The organism is Flavobacterium sp. UW10123 (assembly GCF_040538975.1).
In the GTDB taxonomy this organism is placed as follows: domain Bacteria; phylum Bacteroidota; class Bacteroidia; order Flavobacteriales; family Flavobacteriaceae; genus Flavobacterium.
Map to the genome: position 1 here is coordinate 186,876 of NZ_JBEWQE010000008.1, position 26,032 is coordinate 212,907.

Below are 26,032 nucleotides of genomic sequence, written 5' to 3' on the forward strand. Positions count from 1 at the left end.
GAGCTACCACTTCGTCTTTTCAGAGAATCTCGAAACCATCATCGAACAGATTACATCTCCGTTGGCATTTAACAAAGTCGCAATTGGATCTACCAATGTGCCTAAGATCATGGCGACTGGCAAAGCTTGTTCCATAGGAAAACCATAAACTGTTATAGCTAAGATTTCTCCAATATAGCCTCCGTTCGGGATTCCGCCTTCGACAATCGAAACGACAACTGTAATTCCGAGTGCCAAAAGAATCGTCATCGGATCTGAAAAATCTTTACCAAACATGGCAAACAAAAAAGTTATTTTTAAGATGGATGACATACTCGATCCATCCTTATGCAAAGGCGCTCCAAGCGGAATTACCAAATTACGCACATGAGCCGGAATTCCCATTTTTTCTGCTGCTGCTAAATTGGCTGGAATAGTCGCAATACTACTGCAGGTTCCAACCGCTGTTAAAGAAGGCATTATATTATTGCTCCAAAAAACCTTAAAAGCGCTTTTTCCGCCAGCAACAAGCGCATATAAACTAAAGAACACAAAGAAATAAAACACGCAAGCAGCATAATAAACTGCCATTGGTTTTGCATAAACTCCAAGCAATTGCGGTCCAAAAACTCCAACTTGATAAGCAAAATAAGCTCCTAAACCAATTGGGGCAAATTTCATGATGATGTTTAAAAGCTGTTTCATCACCTCGTTTCCTGAATCTAGAAAACTCTTGAAAGCATTTCCTTTTTCTCCTGATTGTAATGTGGCAAAACCGACTAAAAAAGAAAATATAATCAATGCCAGCATACTTTTTCGAGACAATAATTCGAAGAAATCATTGGCTGTAAGTAGTTTCGCAATCTGATCTCCCGCTGATCCAGATACCACTTCTTCAAACGGAACTTTAGCAATCGCAATATCCTCATGAATTGGAAAAAGATAAACAGCGCAAATCATCACAATTGCTGAAATCAGAATTGTAGCGAGAAAAACCAATACCATTATAACAAACAGTTTTCCTAGTTTTTCTGTCCGTTCCAAATTCGCAACCGAAGAGCCGATTGTGAAAAATATAAGCGGAATAATGGCTGTAAAAAGTAAATTCAGGAATATATCACCGAGTGGTTTTATAATCAAAACATCTTCTCCAAACACCAATCCGAAAATACTCCCGATTATAATACCGCCAAGAAGCCATAAAATACTGCTGTAACTCTGCAAAAAATTGATTTTCTTAACTTCCATAATTGAAGAGAATTATAATTCAGATAGTTAATAATAAAGAATGAAAGTATTCAAAAAACTGTTAAGATTATTTTTTTCAGCCACAGATTAAAGGGTTAACACAGATTAAAAATCCTTTCTAATCTTTTTAATCTGTGGCTAAAAAACTATTTCTCCAAAACAATAGTTGTAAAAGCTCTATCGACTAATTCTCCTGTTTTGCTTTTTACTTTTTCGGTCTGTGTTTCTGTATAAACGATTTTAAAATCTGATTTTTTGATTAACTCCTGCGCTTTTTGAGTGCTGTACAATTCAAATTCGAATTGAGTAAAAGGCAGAGTTTTCATGAAATCTTCTTCGGCAAATGTCAAACAGAAAGTACCGTTTGGCTTTAAAACTCTGCAGATTTCTGAAAGTAATTCTTCAGGCTTCTGCCAAAAATAAATTGTGTTTACAGTAAATATTTTATCGAATAATCCATCTTCAAACGGAATTGTATTTCCGTCATAAAGTGAAAAAAAAGCTTGTTTTTGAGAAACAAAATTTCGATTAATCTGGCGCGCTTCCTGAAACATCAGTTCCGACATTTCCAGTCCGTAGTATTTAAGTTTTTCAGCTTGTTCAAACAGAAATTCAACATGTCCAGCGTTACCGTGACCTAATTCCAGAATTCTGTTTTGGTCTGAAATATTTAGATTCTGAATCGAATGTTTGGTCATATTGATGTTCGTCTCGTTCATCATATTGGCCATTTCAATTCCTTTTTCTCCCGATGGATGTTTTAATTGAGAGGCTATGGCTTGTAGTTCTTCTTGTTTCATAATTCTTAAATTAAATTCCAATTAAAAAAATCCAAATTCCAACTTTTTTGTCATTCCGAGGAACGAGGAATCACACTAGAAACTCCGCAAAGTAGATCGCCAATCTTTGTCGACACCCGAGTGAGATTCCTCGTTCCTCGGAATGACAAACTATATTTGAATAACTTTGTCAAAGTTTAAAACTTTGACAAAGTTCCTCGCAATGACATTAAAAAACCTGACTTGCAATCTGGCGGATGTTCTCAGATTTACCCATTGAATAATAGTGTAAAAATGGAACTCCAGCGGCTTTTAATTCTAATGACTGCTGAATCGCCCATTCGATTCCGACTTGTTTGATTTCAGCATTATTTTTGCATTTATCTACAGCATCGATTAAATCTTCTGGTAAATCGATTCTGAAAATCTGAGGTAAAACTTGCAAATGTCTTTGAACAGCAATTGGTTTAATTCCAGGAATAATCGGAATTGTGATTCCCATTTCTCTTGCTTTTTCTACGAAAGCAAAATATTTAGCATTGTCAAAAAACATTTGTGTTACTACATAATCAGCTCCAGCGTCAACTTTCTCTTTTAATCTTTTTAAATCTGATTGTAAAGAAGGAGATTCTAAATGTTTTTCTGGATAACCCGCAACTCCAATACAGAAGTCAGCTTTGTTATCTGCATCCATTACTTCATGAAGATATTTTCCGCAGTTCAAATCATTAATTTGTTTCACCAAATCAATTGCATAATGATTACCTCCTGCTTTTGGCACAAAAGACTGTTCGTCTTTCATAGCGTCTCCGCGAAGTGCCATTACATTGTTAATTCCTAAATAATGACAGTCAACAAGCATATACTCGGTTTCCTCTTTGGTGAAACCACCGCAAAGCAAATGCGGAACCGTATCTACATTGTATTTGTGTTTTATAGAAGCGCAAATTCCAAGTGTTCCTGGACGCATACGAGTCAGTTTTTTGTCCAAAAGTCCGTTACCTCTATCAATGTAAATGTACTCCTCGCGAGAAGTCGTTACATCAATAAACGGCGGATTAAACTCCATTAACGGATCAATATTATCGTATAATTCCTGAATGCTTTTCCCTTTTTGAGGCGGAATAATTTCAAACGAGAATAATGTTTTTCCTTTGGCGTTTTCTATATGTTCTGTTACTTTCATTTCTAAGTTATGAGTTATGAGTTATGAATTTTGAGTTTAGCTAAGTGTAAAAAATCTGAATCAAAAAACGTAAATCAATATTTTTATTTGTTTCAAGTTTCATGTTCCAAGTTTCAAGTTGCTGTAGAGAACTTAAACCTGAAACTTGAAACAAAACCTTTAATCTGCTATATTAGGGTTTAACCATTTCATTGCGTAATCAAGCGGTACATTTCGGCGTTTGGCGTAATCTGTAACCTGATCTTCTTTTATTTTTCCAAGTCCGAAATAGCGGCTTTTCGGATTTCCGAAATAATATCCTGAAACCGATGAAGCCGGCCACATCGCCATACTTTCTGTTAGTTTCACTCCTATTTGTTTTTCAACATCTAAAAGCTTCCAGATTGTTGGTTTTTCCAAGTGATCTGGACAAGCTGGATAACCTGGAGCCGGACGAATTCCGTTATAATTTTCTTTAATCAATTCTTCGTTGGTTAAAGATTCTTCGCTATCATAACCCCAGAAATCTTTACGTACTCGCTCGTGAAGATATTCGGCGAAAGCCTCAGCAAAACGATCCGCAAGGGCTTTAACCATAATCGAATTATAATCGTCTAGGTTTTTCTCATATTCCGCTGCCCATTCGTCAACACCAAAACCTGTTGTTACACAGAAAGCTCCCATATAATCGGTTACGCCACTGTCTTTTGGCAGAATAAAATCAGCTAATGCGATATTCGGAGCGCCTTTTGTTTTTTGCGATTGCTGACGAAGCGTTAAGAATTTCTCTAAAACTTTTCCGTTTTCATCACGCAATTCGATATCGTCATCATCAACCTGATTCGCAGGGAAAATTCCGTAAATACCTTTTGCTTTTAGTTTTTTCTCTTCTAAAATCACTTTCAACATTGCCTGAGCATCGTTAAAAACAGAAGTTGCTTCTTTCCCCACAACCTCATCAGTTAAAATTGCCGGATATTTTCCGTACAATTCCCAAGTCTGGAAAAACGGCGTCCAGTCGATATATGGAACCAAAACATCCAATTCAACTTCGATGGTTTGTGCGCCGATTACTTTTGGTTTAACTGGAGTATATTCACTCCAATCCAATGGTAATTTGTTTTTACGCGCATCTTCAATTGTTAGGAAATTTTTATCTCTCGAACGGTTTAAGAATGTTTCTCTAAATGAATCGTATTCTGCACGAATATCGGCAGCATATATTTTTCTATTATGATCTAACAAGTTTCCAGCAACCGTAACCGCTCTCGAAGCATCATTTACGTGAATTACTGTTTCTCTGTACTGAGGCGCAATTTTCACGGCTGTATGCGCGCGCGAAGTCGTTGCACCACCAATCATAATCGGGATTTTAATATCTTGTTTGTCTAATTCTTTGGCTAAATACACCATTTCGTCAAGCGAAGGTGTGATCAAGCCGCTTAATCCGATGATATCGACTTCATGTTCGATCGCAGCCGAAATAATTTTCTCCGGAGGAACCATAACACCAAGATCTACAATCTCATAATTATTACAAGCCAAAACCACCGAAACGATGTTTTTACCAATATCGTGAACATCACCTTTTACAGTTGCCATCAGGATTTTCCCGTTTCCTTGTTTGTCTCCTGCTTGTTTACTCGCTTCGATAAATGGCAATAAATAAGCAACGGCTTTTTTCATTACACGAGCCGATTTTACAACCTGAGGCAAGAACATTTTTCCGCTTCCGAATAAATCTCCAACCACATTCATTCCAGCCATTAAGTTGATCTCAATAACTTCGATGGGCTTTGTTGCTGCCAAACGTGCTTCTTCAACATCTTCTTCAATAAAAGCGTCAATTCCTTTTACCAATGAATGTGTAATACGTTCCTGAACAGTTCCAAAACGCCATTCCTGAACCGTTTTTTCATCGCTTTTTGCTTCTCCTTTTACGCTGTCAGCAAAATCTAAAAGTCTTTCGGTTGCATCGTCTCGTCTGTCCAGAATTACATCTTCAACATATTCTAACAAATCTTTCGGAATATCATCGTAAATCGTAAGCATCTCTGGGTTTACAATTCCCATCGTCATTCCTTCTTTAATCGCGTGGTATAAGAATACCGAGTGCATCGCTTCACGAACCGTATCGTTTCCTCTAAAAGAGAACGAAACGTTACTTACACCACCGCTAATATGTGCGTGCGGAAGATTTTCACGAACCCATTTTGTTCCTCTAAAGAAATCCAAAGCGTTTAATCTATGCTCTTCCATTCCAGTCGCAACTGGGAAAATATTCAAATCGAAAATAATATCCTGCGGAGGAAACCCTACTTTGTTCACCAAAATATCATACGAACGCGCACAAATTTCTACTCTACGATCGTAATTATCGGCCTGACCTACTTCGTCGAAAGCCATTACAATCGCCGCCGCGCCGTAACGTTTGATTAATTTAGCGTGGTGAATAAAAGCTTCTTCTCCTTCTTTTAACGAAATCGAGTTTACAACGCTTTTTCCTTGAACTACTTTTAGACCAGCTTCAATGATTTCCCACTTCGAGCTGTCGATCATAATCGGCACTCTCGAAATGTCTGGTTCTGCAGCAATTAAATTCAAAAATTTAGTCATTGCCGTAACTCCATCAAGCATACCTTCATCCATATTAATATCGATGATTTGTGCTCCTCCTTCTACCTGCTGTCTTGCAATATCAAGTGCCTCGTCATACTTCTCTTCCTTGATTAATCTCAAAAATTTTCTTGAACCTGTTACGTTTGTACGCTCGCCAACATTCACGAAAACACTTTCCGGCGTAATAATCAACGGTTCTAATCCTGATAATACAAGGTCTCTTCTTTTTTCTGTCATTTCTTTTTAAGTTTCTACCCCGATAGCTATCGGGGCTAAGATGCTTAGATTCTAAGTTTTTTTATTCTATTTCTTTCCTGCGAGGTTTTTAAAACCTTTTAGGTATTTATGTTTAATATTTTGGACGTGTCCCTCCGGGCCGGGCTATCCGTTGCAAGTCCTCGCACTTCCTTCGTCAGGCTGTGGGCTTTTCACTTCTATCCCTCACGCAGTTTTGTGTTACAATTTGGCATTGCGAAAAACAAAACAATATTATATATCTCATTTTGTTTTAAGCAATACTCTTTTGCAAACACTAACCAAGTATTTATATTAATTAGCTTTTATAATTTTAAAAACAATTAGTACTAACAGTACAGTTATATCCCCAAAAATTAACTTGATTTTGAACTTCTGCCAATTCAGAAACATCACAACAAATAGAGGTAAGTTTAGGATTATTTCCAAAATAGTAATTGTTCAAATTACTTCCGTTTTTTAACACCATCGATTGTAAATTTGCCATATTATAAATATCTAAATAATCAAGTTGAGGACAATAACGTGCATCAAAACTGGATAAAAGATTATTGGATATATCTAAATTTTTTAATGCTGTCAAACCATTTAAATCGATTGTGGTTAGCTTATTATTGTAGCCTCTTATAAAATTCAACTTACTACAATTACTTAATTTTAAATCTGATAAAACATTGTTATCACAATAAATATCCATTAAACTAATACAATTTGAAACATTCAAAAAGGTTATCTTATTATTAGAACACTGCAACGAACTTAGATTTTTTAAATTATTAGCATCCAAAGAAGTCAATAAATTATAAGATATATATAAGTAACTTAAATTTTTTAAATGTCCAATTGTTAAAGTAGTCAATAAATTATATGAACCTCTTAGATCACTAATTTTATTTGAGTTTTCAATGTTGAAACTGCTAATTTTATTTGATTCAAAATACACAGATTCAAGTAACGGCAATGAACTTAAATTTAAAGCAGTTAATTCATTTTGACTACACCAAAGAAATTTTAAGTTAGTCAAACCTTGTACATTTATATTACTGATATTATTATATTCACAATATACTGTATGGAGTTTTTTTAGACTTGAAACATCTAACACTTTAACCTTATTACTTCTAATAGATAAGTATTTAAGATTTCGAAAAGCAAGCAAGCCTTCCAATGAACTAATATTTGAATTATCAACAGTCAGTTCACTAATGTTTTCAGCTTCACAAACTTGAATAATCCCATCATTATTTGCATCAATTTTAGTTACAAAACCTTCTAAATTGGAAGCCACAACATTATTTAAGTCTGCAGTAGCAGATAATAATTTCGCTTTAAAATTTGCATCTGGAATATTTACTATTTGAGTGCAATTTTTATCAGAAATGATGTTCTTAGAATCATCATCAGAATTGGAACAACTCAAAAAAATCAAACTTAAACAAGTTAACCATCCAACAAAGTAACTTTTAATATTCATAGTGTAATAGCTAGTATTTTATTTTTCATTGTAATTGTGAGTGAAATAAATTCAAATTCTCCTAAACACCAACAAAAATTTACAACAATCTTTTCTCATTTATAATTACATTACCGCGGAAGGAACTCTCGGCTTATAATCTTTCGCAACCTCAGCCATTAATCGAATATGATCTGGAGTTGTTCCGCAACAACCGCCAATGATATTGATTAAATTATCTTCTAAATATTCTTTAATGAATGCTTGAGTTTGTTCTGGAGTTTCGTCGTATTGTCCGAAAGCATTTGGTAATCCTGCGTTTGGATGCGCCGAAACATTAAAGCTTGTATTGTGCGCTAATGTTTTTAAATAGGGTTTCAGCAAATCGGCTCCAAGAGCGCAATTGAATCCTACACTCAATAACGGAATATGTGAAACTGAAATCAAAAACGCTTCAACAGTTTGTCCAGAAAGTGTTCTTCCTGAAGCATCTGTAATGGTTCCTGAAACCATAATTGGAATATCCAGATTGCGTTCTTCTTTTACTTCTTCGATGGCAAAAAGTGCTGCTTTTGCATTTAATGTATCGAAAATCGTTTCTACTAAAAGTAAATCACATCCACCGTCCATTAACGCTTCCACTTGTTCTTTGTAGGCTATTCTTAAATCGTCAAACGTTACGGCTCTGTAACCTGGATCGTTTACATCTGGTGACATACTTGCTGTACGGTTTGTCGGGCCGATTGAACCGGCTACAAAACGAGGTTTGTCTGGATTTTTTGCAGTAAACTCATCGGCTACTTGTCTTGCGATTTTTGCCGATTCATAGTTTAACTCGTAAACCAAATCTTCCATGTGATAATCGGCCATACCGATTGTCGTTCCAGAGAAGGTATTGGTTTCTACGATGTCAGCGCCTGCTTCAAAATAAGCGGCATGTACATCGCGGATTGCTTGTGGTTGTGTTAGGGATAGTAAATCGTTGTTTCCTTTTAACGGATGCGGAAAATCTTTGAAACGCTCTCCTCTGAAATCTTCTTCTGAGAAATTATAGCGTTGCAACATTGTTCCCATTGCTCCGTCAAGGATTAGGATATTTTTTTTTATTGCTTCTTTTATCGTAATTGCCATATTCTTTTGCCGCTAAGGCACTAAGGCACAAAGCTTTTTTTAATTATAATTTTGAAGGCTCTATTTAAACCTGACAGGTTTTGGAAATCTGTTGAGTTTAGCCTTTGATATTTTTTTACTTTAATTCCAAAAACTCACTATTGCTGGCTCATTAGCCCCGATTGAAGTGGAAATCCTTTTGTTTTTTTCTTTAAAAAACAAAAGATTGCAACGAAAAGCGGGAACTATTGACTGCAAAAATGCGCCAATGATTCGCTCCTTCTACTGAATTGCTTCGGTAAATATTGTATGTTGTCTGGAAAAGTTTTGAGAAATACTTGTAATGTATTTGTGTTATCTATCTTTAATACTTGAAAATTAGTAAAAAGTAGAATTTAGCACCTTCTTTATGGTAAAGGGTTGCTAAGGTTTCATTGGGTCTATCCCTCCGCCTTTCGTGATAACTGACAATAATTTTAAGAACAGTGCAAAGGTATGAAATGGCAATTCGATTTGCAAATGTTTTTTTTCTAAGGTTCTGAGGTTCTAAGTTTCTAAGCTTCTAAGGTTTTTTAGCTTCTGTTTTTCAAATATTGCCCGTGATTTCAACCACGGGAAACGTATTGTGATTACGCGTTGCGTCTATTCATTATGTTCCCGTGGTTAAAACCACTGGCTATATTTTAAATAAAATTGAGATTACTATTTGATTAAAAAACAAAAGCTCAAACTTTTAAAGTTTGAGCTTTCTATATAAAAACCTTAGTATCTTAGAAACTTAGAATCTCAGCAACTTAGACTATCGCTTTTACAACCGCTTTTGGAGCCTCTTTACGAGTTCCGTCGAAACCGTCTACTCCAGATACTGTTGTATATTTTAATACGTATTTTTTACCTGGGTTGATGATTGAATAAGCAGCTTGGCACATTAAAGTAGCTTCATGGAATCCGCAAAGGATCAACTTTAATTTTCCTGGGTATGTGTTTACGTCTCCAATAGCGAAGATTCCCGGAATATTAGTTTGGTAATCTAATGCATTGTTTACTTTAATGGCATTTTTCTCGATTTCTAATCCCCAGTCTCCAATTGGACCTAATTTTGGTGTTAATCCGAAAAGGGGAATGAAATAATCGCATTCGATTTTACGGTGTGCGCCGTTTTCTTCGATGTCTAATGACTCAACATGCTCAGCACCGTTGATTCCAACAACTTCTGCCGGAGTGATCAATTTGATTTTTCCTGCTGATTTTAATTCCTGTACTTTCTCTACCGAATCTAAAGCTCCTCTAAATTCGTTTCTTCTGTGAATTAAAGTTACTTCTGAAGCTACGTTTGCTAAGAAAATCGACCAGTCTAATGCTGAATCTCCTCCTCCTGCAATAACAACTCTTTTATCTCTGAATTTCTCAGGATTTTTGATGAAGTATTTTACTCCTTTATCTTCATAAAACTCGATATCTTCGATAAGTGGTTTACGAGGCTCGAAACTTCCTAATCCTCCAGCGATTGCAATAACCGGCGCGTGGAATTTAGTTCCTTTATTTGAGGTTACAATGAATGTTCCGTCTTCTTGTTTTTCAACTGTTTCAGCACGTTCTCCTAAAGTAAATCCTGGTTCAAATTGTTTAATTTGCTCCATTAATCCGTCAACTAAATCTCCAGCTAATACTTCTGGGAATCCAGGAATATCATAAATTGGCTTTTTTGGATATAACTCTGATAGTTGTCCTCCTGGTTGTGGAAGCGCATCTAAAATGTGGCATTTTAATTTTAGCAATCCTGCCTCAAAAACGGCAAATAATCCTGTTGGGCCTGCTCCAATTATAAGTATATCTGTTTTAATCATTATGTTGTTGTTTATAATCATTCTTAATAACGCAAAGAAACGAATAAATCCTTGTACTTTCAATGATTTTTATCATTAATTTCTTTCCGAAACTTTTTTACTCTCTATTTTTTAATGAAGAGGTTATCTCATTCATTCTTTTTACCTTTTCTTCAAAATTGCCTTTTAAGGTTTTTCGGTATTCATTCAGATTTTCAACCATTTGATTGATATCTTCCGGAATTACTTCTTCAAAAAATTCACGCAATCTCTTTGCTGTTGTTGGCGATTTTCCGTTTGTAGAAATGGCAATTTTTACATTTCCTTTTGTTACGATTCCGCCCAAATAATAATCGCATAAATCTGGTGTATCAGCGATATTGCAAATCAGATAACGCTTTCTGGCCAAATCGTACACTCTTTTATTAACTTCCAACTTGTCTGTACAAGCAATCACCATATGACGCTTTTTAAGCATTTTCTTTTTAAACTTCGCTTCCGTTAATTTAACTGAAGAATGTTTTTGTGCTAAAACCTTAATTTCCAAATGAAAATCAGGCGCTACAACCTCAACATTTGCATTCGGACTTGACTTAAGCAAGAAAGAAAGCTTTTCCAGACCTACATTTCCTCCGCCTACAATTAGTACCTTTAGATTGTGAAGCTTTAGAAATATTGGATATAATTCGTTTTGTTCCATGTTACCAATATGTTGTTCCTAACGGAACAATTAATAATGCAAACTTCGGGTTAAAACCTGACGCTACAAAATCGGTGGCAATCAGATGTTCCTAACGGAACATTATTACTGTGAAAACATTTATTTTTTTCTACCGATGAGATGTTCCTAACGGAACATAATTCTATCGAATTTCTTCTTTTGATAGAAATTCTTCGTAAAATCCTTTTAGTTTGTTGCTTTCCCGGACAACTTCGCCTAAAACAATAATTGCCGGAGAATCTAATTCTTTTTGTTTTACAACTTCTAAAATCGAATCTACAGTTCCAACTCCCACTTTTTCTTCTGCTGTTGTTCCGTTTTGAATGATTGCAACAGGCAAATTTCCTCTATCTTCTTTTTGAAACAAATCGATTATTTGAGGCAATTTGTGCATTCCCATCAAAATCACGACTGTTGCAGATGATTGTGCTGCTAAAGCTACATCTGAAGATAATTTTCTATCTGAAGTTGTTCCCGTAATTGCCCAAAAGCTTTCTGAAACTCCTCTTTTTGTGATCGAAATTCCCTGACTTGCCGGAACTGCAACTACTGATGAAATTCCCGGAACTACGATGGTTTCGATTCCGAAGCTTTCTGCAAAATCAATCTCTTCTCCACCTCTTCCGAAAATAAATGGATCTCCGCCTTTTAATCTCACTACGTTTCCGTATGTCAGTGCATTATCCACAATCAGCTGATTGATTTGATCCTGCGTGTAAGCATGATTTCCGATTCTTTTTCCAACAAAAATTCTAATGGCACTTTTTGGTGCATAATCCAGAATTTCTTCGTTGGCCAAAGCGTCGTATAAAACCACATTAGCTTCAGCCAATGCTTTTACAGCTTTCAGCGTCAGTAAATCGGGATCGCCCGGACCTGCACCGACTAAAGTTATTTTGGGTTTTATATTATGCATTTGCTAATTCCTGTGCTCTGAAAGTTTCGATTTTATCAAAGAAAACAGTTGCTTGTGCAATGTAATCTTTAGCGAAAGCTTCAGATGGTTCATTTTTATTAATCTGGTAAACCAAATCTTTAAAAGTTGAGTTTAATTCAATTTTATTAGTTTCGATGAAAACAGTATCAAACAAATCCACGATTCCTGCGTGGTGATTTGTTTTTTGGTTTTCTGCCAATAACAAAGCTTTTGCTCCGTTTACAAATCCTGCATAAGCATGGTAAATAGCATCTGACCATTTTTTCTCGTCGAAAGATTCCTGAGACAAAATCAATTTCTCTTTAGCTTCAAACAATAATGTCGCCACTAAATCGATCACCACTCCGGCACATTCTCCAACTCCAACTGCTTTTACGTAATTGTCTGCGTTACCCCAATCCACAAAATCAGCTTCTGTTAAATTGGTCACATCTGCATACGGTTTTAAGATTTCGTAGAAATACTTTTCACCTTTTAGATCGTAATAGTTTAGGAATTTCTCTCCGTTTGCATTCGCATCAAAATCATTTAAGATAGTTCGTAATGCATCTGGTCCTCTACGGCTTGGAATTTTGATTACTTTATCAGCAAAACGCCCTGCTCCGTTTCCTAATCTTCCTCCTCCCAATAAAACTTGTAAAGCCGGAGCTACTAGTTTTCCTGAGTTGATAGACATTCCTTGGAATCCAATTGCAGACATGTTATGTTGTCCGCAGGCATTCATACAGCCAGAAATCTTAATTTCGATTTCGCGGTTGTTTAAATACTGAGGATATTCAGCACTTAAAACTCTTTCTAATTCTTCTGCAATACCGGTACTACTTGCAATCCCCAAGTTGCAAGTATCAGTACCCGGACATGCCGTAATATCTCCAACTGAATTATATCCTAGCTGAACAAAATCCAACTTCGCTAATTCTTGATAAAAGAAAGGAAGATTCTCTTCTTTTATGTGACGTATTACAATATTTTGACGCAATGAAAAACGCAATTCATTTGCTCCGTAATTCTTGATTAAATCGGCTAATAATCTCGCTTTGTCAGTGTAAAAGTCTCCTAATAAAACTTTGATTCCAATAGCATAATAACCGTCTTGTTTCTGTTTGATTACATTCGATTTTTTCCACGCTTCATACGCTTCTGTATCTTCGATTGTAACTTGCGGAACTTCTAATAATGGTTCTGTAATTGGTCCGTCAAAAGCGGTTGTATCTATTTCGTATGTTTCAAAAGCGATGGCTTTTTTCTCTTTTTCAACCAAATCAAGGAAAACATCTTTCCCCATCTCTTTGATTAAGAATTTCATACGCGCTTTCATTCTCTTTGCACGTTCTCCGTATCTATCAAAAATACGAATGATTCCTTCTGCTGTTGGAATAATTTCGTTTACGGGAACAAACTCTGAAAGTAATTCAGCATGTGCTGGCTGAGATCCTAAACCTCCTCCGAACATAATTTTGAAACCTTTTTGTCCGTCTTTAATTTTCGGAATAAATCCTAAATCGTGTAAATAACTCAAAGCAGTATCTTCATCTGAAGAGGAGAACGAAATTTTGAATTTACGTCCCATTTCCTGACAAATTGGGTTTCTTAACAAATATTGAAAAAGTCCGTGTGCATAAGGCGAAACATCAAATGGTTCGTTTACGTCAACTCCAGCCAATTCGCTTCCTGTAATGTTTCTCACGGTATTTCCACAAGCTTCACGAAGTGTAATATCGTCTTTAGCCAAATCTGCCCAAAGCTCAGGAGTTCTGTCTAAACTTACGTAGTGAATCTGAATATCCTGACGTGTTGTAATGTGCAAACGTCCTGTAGAATATTTATCTGAAACTTGTGTGATACGTACTAATTGCTCACTTGTCACTTTTCCGTAAGGCAATTTGATACGAATCATCTGAACGCCTTCCTGACGCTGACCGTAGATTCCACGCGCTAGACGAAGACTACGAAAACGCTCGTCATCAATTTTTCCTCCGCGGAATAAGTGAATCTTTTTTTCTAATTCGATAATCTCCTTCTGAACTACCGGATTTTCTATTTCTGTTCTAAAACTTTCCATTTCTCTTTAGTTGTTGGTTGTTAGTCGTTGGTTGTTGGTTTGCTGGCAGAATAACTATCAACCAAAAACCATCAACTATCAACTAGCGAATGAATCCTACTCCTGCTGTTGTGTTTGTTGCTGTATCAATTAAGATGAAAGCTCCGTTTGATTTGTTTTCATTGTATGAATCAAAATATAACGGTTTGCTTAATTTGATCGTTACTTCTCCAATTTCGTTGATTGCTAATTGTGAAGCTTCTGTCGTTCCTGAGTAATCTGTTGCAATTGTATTTTTAATGCTTTCTACTTTTGCTAAAACTCTGTTGGTATTGTGTTGTACCAAATATTTAGTTCCCGCAACCAGTTTTTTACTGTCCATCCAGCACACTGTTGTAGTAATATCTTTTTCAATTTTTGGAAGCTCGCTTGATTTTACAATCATATCGCCTCTTGTTACATTGATATCATTTTCTAATTCGATTGTAATTGAAGAACCTGCAGTTGCTTCGTCAAATGTTTTATCAAAAAAGTGAATTTTAGTTACAGTTGATTCTGTTAAAGAAGGAAGAACTGTTACAGCATCTCCAACTTTAATTGAATTTCCGTATAATTTTCCTGCGTATCCTCTAAAATCGTGGTATTCTTCTGTTTTTGGACGAATAACTGTTTGAACTGGGAAACGTGCTTTTCCTGCTTCGTAAACATCATGAGAATGTAATCCTTCTAAATGTTCCAAAACTGTTTGTCCGTTGTACCAAGGCATATTTTCTGATTTGTCCACAACGTTTCCACCATTGATTGCACTTAACGGAATGTAACTTACGTTTTGTTCTTTGAAAGTACTTTTTGCATTTAAAGCCTCAAAATCAGCTCTGATTTTATTGAAAACTTCTTCTGAGTAATCAACTAAATCCATTTTGTTTATCGCTACGATTACCTCTTTTACTCTCAATAAATTATTGATAAAAAAGTGACGGTAAGTCTGCTCAATAACTCCTTTTCTGGCATCGATCAAAATGATAGAAACCTGAGAAGTCGAAGCTCCCGTAACCATGTTTCTAGTATATTCTACGTGACCTGGAGTATCGGCAATAATGTAACTTTTCTTTGCAGTCGAAAAATAAATGTGTGCAACGTCAATCGTGATTCCTTGCTCTCTTTCTGCTACCAATCCGTCTGTTGCCAAAGAAAAATCAAGGTAATCGTATCCTTTTTGTTTGCTGCTTTTTTCGATTGCTTCTATTTTATCAGTTGTCAACGATTTTGTATCGTACAATAATCTCCCGATTAAAGTACTTTTTCCGTCATCTACACTTCCTGCTGTTGCTATTTTTAAAACGTCCATTCTAATATTTTTGTTTCAGGTTTAAAGTTTCAGGTTTCATGTTCTCTCGAAACTTATAAATCTGTATGTTTTTGTTTTTTTTGATTTTTACTTTTAAAATTTCGTTCCGAATTGCATTTACAATTAACAATTCATAATTAACAATTATTAAAAGTATCCTTGTTGTTTTCTCTTTTCCATTGCAGCTTCAGAACGTTTGTCATCAATTCTGGCTCCTCTTTCAGAAATGGTTGAGGATCTGATTTCTCCAACTACTTCTTCGATTGTTGCTGCGTAAGATTCAACAGCTGCTGTACAGCTCATATCTCCAACGGTTCTGAAGCGAACAATTCTTTCTTCGATTTGTTCGTCTTCTTCTTGGTACACAAAAGGAGAATGCGACCAGATTAAACCGTCTCTCAAAAAAACTTTTCTTTTATGTGAGAAATAGATTGACGGAATCTCGATTTTTTCTTTTTCGATATAACTCCAAACATCTAATTCTGTCCAGTTTGAAATTGGGAAAACACGAACGTTTTGTCCATTTTCAATTTTTCCATTCAAAATATCAAACAACTCAGGTCTCTGATTTTTTTCGTCCCATTGTCCGAAATCATCACGAACAGAGAAAATACGTTCCTTCGCTCTTGCTTTTTCTTCATCACGACGCGCACCACCAATACAAGCATCAAACTTAAATTCTTCAATTGCATCCAAAAGTGTTGTTGTTTGCAAGCTGTTACGGCTTGAATATTTTCCAGTTTCTTCAACTACTTTTCCTTCATCAATAGCATCCTGAACATTACGAACGATCAACTCTAAACCTAATTCTTCTACCAATTTATCTCTGAAAGCAATGGTCTCAGGGAAATTATGTCCCGTATCAACATGCAATAGAGGAAACGGAATCTTAGCAGGGAAAAATGCTTTTTGTGCCAAACGCACTAATGTAATAGAATCTTTTCCTCCTGAGAAAAGTAAAACCGGTTTGTCAAACTGTGAAATTACTTCTCTGAAAATGTATATCGCTTCACTCTCTAAAGCGTTTGTTTTTAATACTGAACTCATTGTTTTTTTGTTTGATATTTTTGTTGTGGAAAACTTTAGTTTCAGGTTTAAAGTTTCAAGTTTCTCACCTGATCTAAAAGCTCCACTCTTTATTCTATATTCTCTACTCTATTCTCTAGAACCAAGTCTTGCCTCTTGCTTCTTGCCTCTAACTACTCTTTCTTAGCGCTATGCAAACCACATTCTTTATGACTTGACTCCCACCACCATCTTCCGGCTCTGATATCTTCTCCTGGGAAAATTGCTCTCGTACAAGGCGCGCATCCAATACTTACGAAACCTTGTTTGTGTAAAGCGTTTTGCGGAACATTATTATCCGACAAATACGTTTCAACTTCTTCTAAAGTCCATTTTAGCAACGGATTGAATTTGATGATTTCGAAGTTTCCGTCGTATTCAAACAAACTTAAATCATGTCTGTTTTCTGATTGTTCGGCTCTTAATCCCGTAATCCAAACTGAGTTTCCTGCCAAAGCTTTTCTCAACGGAACCACTTTTCGAATAAAACAACATTCTTTTCTGTTTTCAACCGAATCATAAAAGCTGTTTGGTCCTTTTTCCTGCAATAGTTTTTCAACTGATGCCGCTTCTGGAAAATAAACCTCGATTGGTCTTTTGTATTTTTTTAATGTTTTATGAAAAACATCATACGTTTCCTGAAATAATCTTCCTGTATCCAAAGTAAACACTTTAATATCTGTGTTACTTTTTGCAATAAAATCGGTAATTACCTGATCTTCTTGACCAAAAGAAGTTGAAAAAATTACTTTTTCCGGAAATTCTTTTGCTAAAAAAACTAAGATTTCGTCAAGCGAAAGAGCTGCAGTTTTCTCTAATAATTCTTGTACAATACTCGCACTCATAAATCTCTCCTTTCTAAAATTATCTTTTACAATAATTTAGATAATGTTTTTAAACTCAATATTATAATTAGAATACCAACGGCAATCATCATTGGTTTTCTTTTAATTCTAGTTACTAAAAATGCCGCAATTGGCGCTGCAATAACCCCTCCAGCAATTAATCCTATAATAACCTGCCACCCGTGAATACCTCCAAAAAGCATGAATGTGATTCCGCTTGCAAATGAAATTGCAAACTCAGCAGCATTAACAGAACCAATTGTATATTTAGGGTTTCTTCCTCTTCCTAATAATGTTGAAGTTACGATTGGGCCCCAGCCTCCGCCACCAACTGAATCCATAAAACCTCCAAATACAGCTAAAACACCCAATTTTTTAGTTTTCTTTTTTTCAACATTTTTCTTCAACGCTTTTTTGATGATAATCGCGGCCAAAACAATCATGTAAACTGCAATAAAAGGCTTAATAACATCACCGTCAATTACATCAGACAATAAATAAGCTCCTGTTATAGAACCTAAAACGCCTGGAATCAATAAATGCTTTACCAATTTTTTATTAATGTTCCCAAAACGATGATGAGACAATGCCGATGCTCCCGTTGTAAACATTTCTGAAACGTGAACCGCTGTACTACTTACAACTGGCGGAACTCCATACGCTAATAAAAAAGAAGTTGAAGTGGCTCCGTACCCCATTCCTAAAGCACCATCTACTAATTGAGCAAAAACACCAATTAAAAAGAATGCTAAAAGATTTTCATCAAAACCTTGTACTAAACCATCCCAAGAAAACTCTGCATGATGATTATAGATTAGTGTAGCTACCAAACCTAACAACAAAACAACAGGTATCACAACCCATAAATTTTCCTTTGATAAAGCATTAGACTTTACCGCTGTGTTGTTTAACTTAAGTTCATTTTCCATGTTTTAAGAATTTGTTTTTTGTTCTTAAAAATCCATTACCCTATCGGCTTAGTAGATTACTTTGCAAATGTACTACATATTTCGAAATATCAAAACAATATATTTACTTTTTTACAACAGCTATTTCACTCTAAACCAATATAGAAGATATTTAAAGAACGATTAGTAAATTAATTTAACAAATTATGCACTGCCTCTTAAAATCTTAACAGCACGCCCTAATTTTGTGATTTGTAAAAATACACATTTAATCTCTACCAAATCCATAGGATAATTGTAAAAATGTTATTATTTTAGCGCCAAATTTTTTTTATGGATTTTCAGATTGGTCTTGTCATTGCGGGTTTAGTAGTTGGATTTATTGTTGGGTTAACTGGTGTAGGAGGCGGTTCTTTGATGACGCCTATTTTATTATACTTTAATATTCCGCCTACAACAGCTGTTGGAACCGACTTACTTTATGCCGCATTTACTAAAGCCGGAGGAATTTTTGTACATAACAAAAAAGGCAATATCAACTGGAAAATTACAGGTTGGCTTACTTTAGGAAGTGTTCCTGCCGCTTTGATAACTTTATGGATACTTCACAGCATTAAAACAGATATCGAAACTATAAATCGTGTTATCAAACAAAGCTTAGGCTGGGCTTTATTATTTACTTCTGTCGCTATTATCTTCAAACAGAAATTAATGAAGTTTTCACAAAAACACGCTGGTGATAAATTTCATAGCGAAAGCACCACTCAAAATGCTTTAACCATTGGAATTGGAATATTACTTGGTGCAACCGTAACTTTAACTTCTATTGGAGCCGGAGCTTTAGGAACTGTAACTTTATTTTTCCTTTATCCACTTTTGCCAACACCACGTTTGGTTGGAACTGAAATCGCACATGCTGTTCCTTTAACTTTAGTTGCTGGAATCGGTCATGCTTCTATGGGAAATTTAGATTTAGGATTATTAGGTCAATTATTAATGGGATCACTTCCTGGAATCTATATGGGAAGTATGCTAAGCGGAAAAGTGCCCGATCAATTTCTTAGAAATGCTATTGCAGTAATGCTTTTTATGGCTGGATATAAATTGATATTTTAGCATTCAAAACATATATAAACAAAAAGACCAATTCAAAAATAATGAATTGGTCTTTTTTATTTGGTTTAAAGCATTTCTAAAAAGCAATATCTGCCAAAGAATTACTTTCTAATATTTTTAACGTATTATCACGAACTTCTGTCATTAAACGTCTTGCAGCACAGGTTGATTCATCATCGCAATCATCGCATCTTTCGTAGAAATTATGACTGGCACAAGGCAACAATGCGATTGGACCTTCTAGAATTCGGTAGACTTTGGCCATACTAATATCTTTTGGATCTTTGATTAAATAATAACCGCCACCTTTTCCTTTTTTAGCACCAAGAAAACCTGAATTTCTTAAGAGTAGTAAAATACTTTCTAAAAATTTTATCGAAATATGTTCGCTTTTCGCAATTTCAGCTATTTGTACCGGCTCATTATTCTCACGTCTGGCTAAATAAGTTAAAGCTTTAATTCCGTATTTTGTTTTCTTTGAAAGCACTAATGTAAAATTTTGATTGCAGAATTTAATTTTCAAATCAAACTCTTGCAAATTATTGAATAACAAAAGTATGCTTTTTGTTTGAACTATCATAAAGAATAAAGTTAAATTCTACTAAATCTATCAGATTACTTCCTTTTTTCCAATTAAATCTAAAGAATAAAAATTTTCCATATCTTGTTCTAAATCTTTTTTCTCGACCACGTAGGTTTTAGAAAAAGAATCATGCCAAAATCTTGCCGATTTACTTAAAAAAGATAATGCCTCAAAAGGAATTAAACGACATAAATTTCTAATGAAAATAATCTTAAAACTTGGTTTTAGTCCATTTTCATCTACTACAACACTTCCTGTAACAATTTTTCCAATTGTTCTTCCAAAAAGGCCTTCAAAAAACAAATAATAAATTATTGCGAAAGAAAGGTAAGTTCCTACTACTCCAAGGCTTATCATAATTTCTACCCAGGCACCATAAGTATTCCACTGGAAAACATTTCCAATAATTACAACAAAAAATGAAAAAACAAATATGAAAACTGAAATAAACACAAAATCAATAATGCCGTTAAAAAAACGATCACGATCAGACGTTAACAATTTCTTTTCCAGCAAATATGTAGAATTAGCCATTTTTCGCTTTAATTATTTTAATATTCCAGATTCACAAAAATATATCTTTTGCAGCATTAATTACAAAAAATTACTACAAATAAGAAAAGCATTCTCTTTTTCCCGATACAGAAGATGATCCTGATTTTCAATAATCTGATTTGAAATTTTCAAGTCCAAAAACCACTGCAAATTAGGCTTTTTCAAATCTTTATCACCATAATAAAGTTTGACTTTACAATTAGGCATTTTAGTTTCAAATCGTAATCTTGTAGAAGAGACAGCCACAAATTGTGTTGTTTTTAAGCCTCTCAGAGACGCTTTCCACGCAATAGTTCCGCCAATGCTAAAACCTAAAATAGCTATTTTTTCTTTTTCAAAATCTAGTAAATTGCTTACTGCTTTTTCAATTCCACCATTCAAAAATTGATTATGGATTTCCTTTTCATCACTTGAAGAATCAATCTGAGCTAATTTTAAAACATCATAATATTGAACATCAAATTTAGGCTCTAAAATTTCGATATAATTCTGAATCCATTCAGGATTGCCACCAAACAAATCTGACAGCAAAAGCAATCTTGGTTTTTTCATATGTTGTAAAACTAATTAAGAAAATGGTTCTTTCAATAACAAAGAAAGGGCTATTTTAGAAAAAATAGCCCTTCAAAAGTATTATATTTTAGGTTTAAGCCAACGCTTGTTTTAAATCTGCAATTACATCTTCTACAGTTTCTAAACCAACAGAAACACGAACCAAACCTTGTGTGATTCCAACTGCCAATTGATCTTCTTCAGATAATTTGCTGTGTGTTGTAGAAGCTGGATGCGTAACAATAGTTCTTGTATCTCCAATATTTGCAGATAAAGAGCAAAGTTGAATTGAGTTCAAGAATTTTCTTCCTGCTTCAATTCCTCCTTTAATTTCAAATGCGATGATGTTTCCACCCGCTTTCATTTGCTTTTTAGCAATTTCGTATTGCGGATGCGATTTCAAAAACGGATATTTTACGCTGTTTACGTTTGGATGGCTTTCTAAAAATTCAGCCACTTTTAAAGCATTTTCGCAATGTCTGTCCACACGAACTGCCAATGTTTCTAAACTTTTTGAAAGAACCCACGCATTAAACGGTGATAAAGCTGGCCCTGTATTTCTTGAAAATAAATAAATCTGTCTGATTAATTCTGCATCTCCAACTGTTACTCCTCCTAAAACACGTCCTTGTCCGTCAATTAATTTTGTCGCAGAATGGATAACCAAATGTGCTCCAAATTTAATTGGCTGCTGTAAATATGGCGTTGCAAAACAGTTGTCGATTATTAAAATCAAGTTGTGTTTTTTAGCAATATTTCCTAACAACTCTAAATCGATTACATCAACTCCAGGATTTGTTGGTGATTCGGCGTATAATATTTTGGTGTTTGGTTTGATGAAACTCTCGATTGTTTCTGGCTTATTAATTTCGAAATACGAAGTTTCGATATTCCATTTTGGAAAATAAGTCATAAACAAGGCGTGAGTAGAACCAAAAACACTGCTTGCAGAAACAATATGATCTCCAGAGTTTAATAACGCTGCGAAAGTAGAATATACCGCTGCCATTCCTGTTGCAAAAGCATAACCAGAATCGGCTCCTTCCATTTTGCAGATTTTCTCCACAAATTCGGTTGTGTTTGGATTGCTGAAACGGCTGTAAATATTTCTCTCTTTTTCTTCTGTAAAAGAAGCTCTCATATCTTCAGCATCTTCAAAAACGAAGCTTGATGAAAGGTACAAAGGCACCGAATGTTCTAAATATTGCGATCTTTCTAATTGTGTTCTGATGGCTTGTGTTTCAAAACCAAATTCTTCTGTATTCATTGTGTTGTTTTTGTTTTTTATTTGAAGTTTCAGGTTTAATGTTTCAAGTTGTTATTGAACTTAAAATTCAAACCATTTAGAGGAATTATCTAATTCTCTAATTAACTCATTTTCTAATTTTACAAAGCTTCGTTATTCAAGACAACTTTGTAGCTAATTGTTGCTGTTGGTTCAACTGTTTTGGCAACCGAACAGTATTTCTCAAAAGAAAGTTGTGCTGCTTTTTTTGCTTTTTCTGGATTGATTTCTCCTTCTAAGTAAAAAACCACATCAATTTCCTTAAAAGGTTTTGCTTCTTCAATCTGAACGCGTGTTCCTTCAACCTCAGCATTAAAAGAAGTTATTTCCTGACGTTGTTTTTTTAAGATCGAAATCATATCAATAGCGCTGCATCCCGCAACTCCCATTAATACTAATTCCATTGGGCTTGCGCCTAAATCACTTCCGCCAAATTCGGCTCTGCTATCAACGTCAACTACGTGTCCGCGTTCATTTTTTACTTTAAAATGAAATGCGTCATTTACTCTGTTTAAACTTACTTTCATTGTGTTGTTATTTTTTTTGTTTTTTATTCTGTATTTGAATCGATGCTTTTTGCTCTCTCAATAACATCAATTCTGCTTTCTATATTAGTATGCAAGCAGTCACTTAATAAAATGACAAACCCTAAAATCCATATAATTGCTACTCCTAAAGCCATCTTCTTATATGAAAATTTTGAATTAGAATTTTCGTCTAAATCTTTAAAAAAAGGAGCAAAACAAAAGACTCCAAAGAATGAATTCCACATTAAAGAAAAAATCAACATAAAAGTAATTGAATCATTCCATCCAGGAATAATAATAGCTTCATTCTTTTTGTCAGGATTTACATAAATATTAATTATTCTGCTACTTTTTAACTTAAAAAACAATTCTTCCTGACCTTCAAGATTACTACCTCCATATCCAAAATAGATCCTATTGCTTAAATATTTCCTTCCCTCAATTTCATAAGAATATCTAATGAGAATTTCATAGACATCTGTTCCTTTGCGTGAGTGAATATCAAAATCTGCTTGTTCAATATGTGCAGAAATTTTAGCCCATTTTTTTGCCTGCTCATTCTTAGCAAAACAATATAATGTATATGCAAAAACTCCCAAACCAACTATTAAAAATGGAAGCATAAATAAGCTGATACAACCTCCTCTTTTTAAGAATCTTTCAATTTTCAACAGTTCCCTTTTTCTAGTTTAAAATCAATTATCCTTTGTCAGATAATCTCAAAATATCTCCGAAAACTCCTCTTGCCGTTACCGCAGAACCTGCACCAGCTCCCTGAATAACGATTGGACGATCTCCGTAAGATTCTGTGTAAATTTCGAAGAAAGAATCAGAACCTTTTAATCCTCCTAATGCAGTATCTTTTGGTACCGAAACTAATTTTACTTCCAAATTTCCTTTGTCGTTTTGCAAATCTCCAGACAATTCACCAATGTATCTTAATACGTGATTTGGCTGTTGCTCTGCTTTTATTTTAGCATAAATTGGATCGAATTCTTTCAATTTCGTCAAGAAATCGGCAGCGCTTCCTTCACGTAAATGCTCTGGAATTAAATTCTGAATTGATATTTCTTCAAATTCATTTTGCAAGTCTAATTCTCTAGCTAAAATTAATAATTTTCTACCAACGTCATTTCCGCATAAATCTTCACGCGGATCTGGTTCTGTATACCCGTTATCAATTGCTTCTTGCAAGATTTCGCTGAAAGGCGCATCTTTTGCAGAGAAATTATTGAATAAGTAACTTAATGTTCCTGAGAAAACTCCTTTTATTTTTGTAATATTTTCTCCTGAAAGGTGTAATAATTTAATGGTATCAATTAACGGTAAACCTGCACCAACATTGGTTTCATACAAATAATTCTTTTGATTTTCTGCCAAAGCTTTTCTCAATTCTTTGTAGAAACCATAGCTCAATGTATTAGCCACTTTATTAGAAGAAATCAAATCGAAACTGCTTTCTACTAGCGGAATATAATTTTCAACGAAAGTCGCACTTGCTGTATTATCAATCGCAATTAAGTTTTCTAAATGATGTTCATTCGCGTAAGCAATAATATCTTTTATGGTATAAGCTTCACCTTTGGTTTCAATTTCGCTTTTCCAATTTCCATTAACGCCATATTTGTTTAAAAGCAGTTTTTTAGAATTCGCTATAGCGAAAACATTCAACTTAATGTCTTTACGTTTTTCAATTGCTGAAGCTGATTCTAAAATCTGGTTAATTAAAGTTCCACCTACTAATCCGTGACCGAAAATCGCAATGTTGATCTTTTTAGAAACTCCAAAAATTTCTCCGTGAATTACGTTTAAAGCTTTATTTAATTCCTCTTTCTTAACAACTAAACTCACGTTTTTACCCGTTACCGTGTTGTTGAACAAAATCGGAACAATTTTATTTTTGATTAAAGCTGTATATGGTTTATGGAAAGTACTCAAATCCTGTCCGATAATTGAAATTACCGATACGTTATCTGTAACTGTAATCTGATTTACATCTTTAGAATAAAAATCATTTTCGAATTCTTTTTCTAATTCTACTACCGCTGTTGTTGCTTTATCAGTTGCCACAACAAGACCGATTCCCCTTTCTGAAGAACCTTGAGAAATAATACTCACACTGATATTGTGATCTCCCATTACTTTAAAAATTCGGGCATCGACTCCTGCTTTTCCTAGTAACCCACGTCCTTCAAGATTTACAAGAGATACATTTTCTAAAACAGAAAGTGTTTTAATTCCTTCTTTAGAAGAATCTGAAGTGATTAATGTTCCACGATTTTCATGGTTGAATGTATTTAAAATACGAAGCGGAATATTTTTTTCTAATAATGGAATAATCGTTTTGGCATGCAAAATTGTTGCTCCAAAATTTGCCAGCTCGTTTGCTTCGTTGAAAGATAAATATTCAATTTTCTTAGCATCGGCAACCAAATCAGGGTTTGCTGTATAGATTCCGTCTACGTGCGTGAAGTTTTGTAATTCTTCAGCATTTAAATAATTTGCAATTAACGAAGCGGTATAGTTACTGCCATTTCTACCTAAAGTAGTTGTGTCGTTGTTGTTATTAGATCCAATGAAACCTGTAACTATATTAACCGTTTCTCCGTTATGTTCTTTAAAATAATTTACTACGTTTTTCTTTGAAAGCTGTTCTAAAGGCTGTGCATCACCAAATTTAGAATCTGTTTTCAGCAAATCTCTTGTATCCACAAAATTAGCTGGAATTCCTTTTTCTACTAAAATAGCCGTCAATAATTTAGCCGAAAGCAATTCACCTTTTGACAAAATCTGATCTTTGATTTTTTTGCTGTAATCGCCAATTAAGCTTACGCCTTCAAAAAGTTTGTCTAAGACATTAAACTCTTCAGACAAATCAACTTGCGGGTAATCTGATATTTGATATTTTTTAAAATTCTCTAATAATTCTTTATAACTACCATTTTTAGCAGCAATGCTTAAGATAAATTCAAGCTCGTCTGTCGCATTTCCGCGTGCAGATACTACAACGGCAATTTTTTCACCTTGATTTACTTTATCAAAAATGATTGAAACAACTTTGTTAAGTCCTTCTCCGTTTGCTAATGATTTACCTCCAAATTTTAATACTTTCATT

22 protein-coding genes and 1 riboswitch are annotated in these 26,032 nt (G+C 34.7%); of the genes, 1 reads left to right on the top strand and 21 read right to left on the bottom strand.

Annotation, left to right across the window (positions count from 1 at the left end; translation table 11 throughout):
• Window positions 1-3: 3 nt before the first annotated feature.
• From ABXT06_RS11090 to ABXT06_RS11155, 14 genes are all read right to left on the bottom strand, one after another.
• The gene (locus tag ABXT06_RS11090; RefSeq protein ID WP_354590822.1) at window positions 4-1,227 is read right to left on the bottom strand and encodes a dicarboxylate/amino acid:cation symporter; all 1,224 of its coding nucleotides are present in this window, start codon (window positions 1,225-1,227) and stop codon (window positions 4-6) included.
• A gap of 146 nt (window positions 1,228-1,373) precedes the next feature.
• Window positions 1,374-2,027 carry a class I SAM-dependent methyltransferase gene (locus tag ABXT06_RS11095; protein WP_354590823.1) on the bottom strand — a complete coding sequence of 218 codons (654 nt, stop codon included), beginning with the start codon at window positions 2,025-2,027 and terminating at the stop codon, window positions 1,374-1,376.
• A gap of 208 nt (window positions 2,028-2,235) precedes the next feature.
• On the bottom strand, window positions 2,236-3,192 hold the full coding sequence (metF, locus tag ABXT06_RS11100; protein WP_129746183.1) for a methylenetetrahydrofolate reductase [NAD(P)H]: 957 nt from the start codon (window positions 3,190-3,192) through the stop codon (window positions 2,236-2,238).
• A 159-nt stretch (window positions 3,193-3,351) separates the two neighbouring features.
• Window positions 3,352-6,027: a methionine synthase gene (gene metH, locus ABXT06_RS11105; protein ID WP_354590824.1), complete on the bottom strand. Its 2,676-nt coding sequence runs from the start codon at window positions 6,025-6,027 to the stop codon at window positions 3,352-3,354.
• Window positions 6,028-6,358: 331 nt separating this feature from the next.
• Window positions 6,359-7,519, bottom strand: coding sequence for a leucine-rich repeat domain-containing protein (locus ABXT06_RS11110; RefSeq protein ID WP_354590825.1), 1,161 nt, complete (start codon window positions 7,517-7,519; stop codon window positions 6,359-6,361).
• 105 nt (window positions 7,520-7,624) lie between these two features.
• Window positions 7,625-8,629, bottom strand: coding sequence for a homocysteine S-methyltransferase family protein (locus ABXT06_RS11115; protein ID WP_354590826.1), 1,005 nt, complete (start codon window positions 8,627-8,629; stop codon window positions 7,625-7,627).
• Between the two features lie 330 nt (window positions 8,630-8,959).
• Window positions 8,960-9,075, bottom strand: a riboswitch (SAM riboswitch).
• Between the two features lie 327 nt (window positions 9,076-9,402).
• The gene (locus ABXT06_RS11120; RefSeq protein ID WP_201998789.1) at window positions 9,403-10,455 is read right to left on the bottom strand and encodes an NAD(P)/FAD-dependent oxidoreductase; all 1,053 of its coding nucleotides are present in this window, start codon (window positions 10,453-10,455) and stop codon (window positions 9,403-9,405) included.
• 97 nt (window positions 10,456-10,552) lie between these two features.
• Entirely contained in the window at window positions 10,553-11,134 is a 582-nt protein-coding gene (locus ABXT06_RS11125; RefSeq protein WP_354590827.1) for a precorrin-2 dehydrogenase/sirohydrochlorin ferrochelatase family protein, read from the bottom strand.
• A 163-nt stretch (window positions 11,135-11,297) separates the two neighbouring features.
• Window positions 11,298-12,071, bottom strand: coding sequence for a uroporphyrinogen-III C-methyltransferase (cobA, locus tag ABXT06_RS11130; protein WP_354590828.1), 774 nt, complete (start codon window positions 12,069-12,071; stop codon window positions 11,298-11,300).
• Entirely contained in the window at window positions 12,064-14,154 is a 2,091-nt protein-coding gene (locus ABXT06_RS11135; RefSeq protein ID WP_354590829.1) for a ferredoxin-like domain-containing protein, read from the bottom strand. Before ABXT06_RS11135 ends, cobA begins: the two co-directional genes overlap by 8 nt.
• A gap of 82 nt (window positions 14,155-14,236) precedes the next feature.
• Complete coding sequence (locus tag ABXT06_RS11140) at window positions 14,237-15,481, bottom strand: sulfate adenylyltransferase subunit 1 (protein WP_354590830.1); 1,245 nt, start codon at window positions 15,479-15,481, stop codon at window positions 14,237-14,239.
• 147 nt (window positions 15,482-15,628) lie between these two features.
• Window positions 15,629-16,546, bottom strand: coding sequence for a sulfate adenylyltransferase subunit CysD (cysD, locus tag ABXT06_RS11145; protein ID WP_262489180.1), 918 nt, complete (start codon window positions 16,544-16,546; stop codon window positions 15,629-15,631).
• Window positions 16,547-16,680: 134 nt separating this feature from the next.
• On the bottom strand, window positions 16,681-17,391 hold the full coding sequence (locus ABXT06_RS11150; RefSeq protein WP_354590831.1) for a phosphoadenylyl-sulfate reductase: 711 nt from the start codon (window positions 17,389-17,391) through the stop codon (window positions 16,681-16,683).
• Window positions 17,392-17,417: 26 nt separating this feature from the next.
• Window positions 17,418-18,320 (bottom strand): TSUP family transporter, encoded by a 903-nt coding sequence (locus ABXT06_RS11155; RefSeq protein WP_109191654.1) that lies wholly within the window; start codon window positions 18,318-18,320, stop codon window positions 17,418-17,420.
• 312 nt (window positions 18,321-18,632) lie between these two features.
• On the opposite strand from ABXT06_RS11155, the gene ABXT06_RS11160 reads away from it, so the two are divergent.
• Entirely contained in the window at window positions 18,633-19,415 is a 783-nt protein-coding gene (locus ABXT06_RS11160) for a sulfite exporter TauE/SafE family protein (RefSeq protein ID WP_354590832.1), read from the top strand.
• A 76-nt stretch (window positions 19,416-19,491) separates the two neighbouring features.
• Here the strand turns inward: ABXT06_RS11160 and ABXT06_RS11165 are convergent, their stop codons facing one another.
• The 7 genes from ABXT06_RS11165 to thrA form a co-directional block, all read right to left on the bottom strand.
• Window positions 19,492-19,902, bottom strand: coding sequence for an RrF2 family transcriptional regulator (locus ABXT06_RS11165; RefSeq protein WP_008466594.1), 411 nt, complete (start codon window positions 19,900-19,902; stop codon window positions 19,492-19,494).
• A 123-nt stretch (window positions 19,903-20,025) separates the two neighbouring features.
• Complete coding sequence (locus tag ABXT06_RS11170; RefSeq protein ID WP_354590833.1) at window positions 20,026-20,532, bottom strand: RDD family protein; 507 nt, start codon at window positions 20,530-20,532, stop codon at window positions 20,026-20,028.
• Between the two features lie 60 nt (window positions 20,533-20,592).
• Window positions 20,593-21,105, bottom strand: coding sequence for an alpha/beta hydrolase (locus ABXT06_RS11175; protein ID WP_354590834.1), 513 nt, complete (start codon window positions 21,103-21,105; stop codon window positions 20,593-20,595).
• A gap of 94 nt (window positions 21,106-21,199) precedes the next feature.
• Entirely contained in the window at window positions 21,200-22,372 is a 1,173-nt protein-coding gene (locus tag ABXT06_RS11180) for a trans-sulfuration enzyme family protein (protein ID WP_354590835.1), read from the bottom strand.
• Between the two features lie 119 nt (window positions 22,373-22,491).
• Window positions 22,492-22,917: an OsmC family protein gene (locus ABXT06_RS11185; RefSeq protein ID WP_354590836.1), complete on the bottom strand. Its 426-nt coding sequence runs from the start codon at window positions 22,915-22,917 to the stop codon at window positions 22,492-22,494.
• 23 nt (window positions 22,918-22,940) lie between these two features.
• Complete coding sequence (locus ABXT06_RS11190) at window positions 22,941-23,588, bottom strand: DUF3592 domain-containing protein (RefSeq protein ID WP_354590837.1); 648 nt, start codon at window positions 23,586-23,588, stop codon at window positions 22,941-22,943.
• A gap of 28 nt (window positions 23,589-23,616) precedes the next feature.
• On the bottom strand, window positions 23,617-26,031 hold the full coding sequence (thrA, locus tag ABXT06_RS11195) for a bifunctional aspartate kinase/homoserine dehydrogenase I (protein WP_354590838.1): 2,415 nt from the start codon (window positions 26,029-26,031) through the stop codon (window positions 23,617-23,619).
• Between the last annotated feature and the right edge of the window lies 1 nt (window position 26,032).

Excerpts from the sequence above, each read along its gene's own strand:
- ABXT06_RS11090 (WP_354590822.1), bottom strand. The coding sequence starts at position 1,227 with ATGGAAGTTAAGAAAATCAATTTTTTGCAGAGTTACAGCAGTATTTTA.
- ABXT06_RS11095 (WP_354590823.1), bottom strand. The coding sequence starts at position 2,027 with ATGAAACAAGAAGAACTACAAGCCATAGCCTCTCAATTAAAACATCCA.
- metF (WP_129746183.1), bottom strand. The coding sequence starts at position 3,192 with ATGAAAGTAACAGAACATATAGAAAACGCCAAAGGAAAAACATTATTC.
- metH (WP_354590824.1), bottom strand. The coding sequence starts at position 6,027 with ATGACAGAAAAAAGAAGAGACCTTGTATTATCAGGATTAGAACCGTTG.
- ABXT06_RS11110 (WP_354590825.1), bottom strand. The coding sequence starts at position 7,519 with ATGAATATTAAAAGTTACTTTGTTGGATGGTTAACTTGTTTAAGTTTG.
- ABXT06_RS11115 (WP_354590826.1), bottom strand. The coding sequence starts at position 8,629 with ATGGCAATTACGATAAAAGAAGCAATAAAAAAAAATATCCTAATCCTT.
- ABXT06_RS11120 (WP_201998789.1), bottom strand. The coding sequence starts at position 10,455 with ATGATTAAAACAGATATACTTATAATTGGAGCAGGCCCAACAGGATTA.
- ABXT06_RS11125 (WP_354590827.1), bottom strand. The coding sequence starts at position 11,134 with ATGGAACAAAACGAATTATATCCAATATTTCTAAAGCTTCACAATCTA.
- cobA (WP_354590828.1), bottom strand. The coding sequence starts at position 12,071 with ATGCATAATATAAAACCCAAAATAACTTTAGTCGGTGCAGGTCCGGGC.
- ABXT06_RS11135 (WP_354590829.1), bottom strand. The coding sequence starts at position 14,154 with ATGGAAAGTTTTAGAACAGAAATAGAAAATCCGGTAGTTCAGAAGGAG.
- ABXT06_RS11140 (WP_354590830.1), bottom strand. The coding sequence starts at position 15,481 with ATGGACGTTTTAAAAATAGCAACAGCAGGAAGTGTAGATGACGGAAAA.
- ABXT06_RS11150 (WP_354590831.1), bottom strand. The coding sequence starts at position 17,391 with ATGAGTGCGAGTATTGTACAAGAATTATTAGAGAAAACTGCAGCTCTT.
- ABXT06_RS11155 (WP_109191654.1), bottom strand. The coding sequence starts at position 18,320 with ATGGAAAATGAACTTAAGTTAAACAACACAGCGGTAAAGTCTAATGCT.
- ABXT06_RS11160 (WP_354590832.1), top strand. The coding sequence starts at position 18,633 with ATGGATTTTCAGATTGGTCTTGTCATTGCGGGTTTAGTAGTTGGATTT.
- ABXT06_RS11170 (WP_354590833.1), bottom strand. The coding sequence starts at position 20,532 with ATGGCTAATTCTACATATTTGCTGGAAAAGAAATTGTTAACGTCTGAT.
- ABXT06_RS11175 (WP_354590834.1), bottom strand. The coding sequence starts at position 21,105 with ATGAAAAAACCAAGATTGCTTTTGCTGTCAGATTTGTTTGGTGGCAAT.
- ABXT06_RS11180 (WP_354590835.1), bottom strand. The coding sequence starts at position 22,372 with ATGAATACAGAAGAATTTGGTTTTGAAACACAAGCCATCAGAACACAA.
- ABXT06_RS11185 (WP_354590836.1), bottom strand. The coding sequence starts at position 22,917 with ATGAAAGTAAGTTTAAACAGAGTAAATGACGCATTTCATTTTAAAGTA.
- thrA (WP_354590838.1), bottom strand. The coding sequence starts at position 26,031 with ATGAAAGTATTAAAATTTGGAGGTAAATCATTAGCAAACGGAGAAGGA.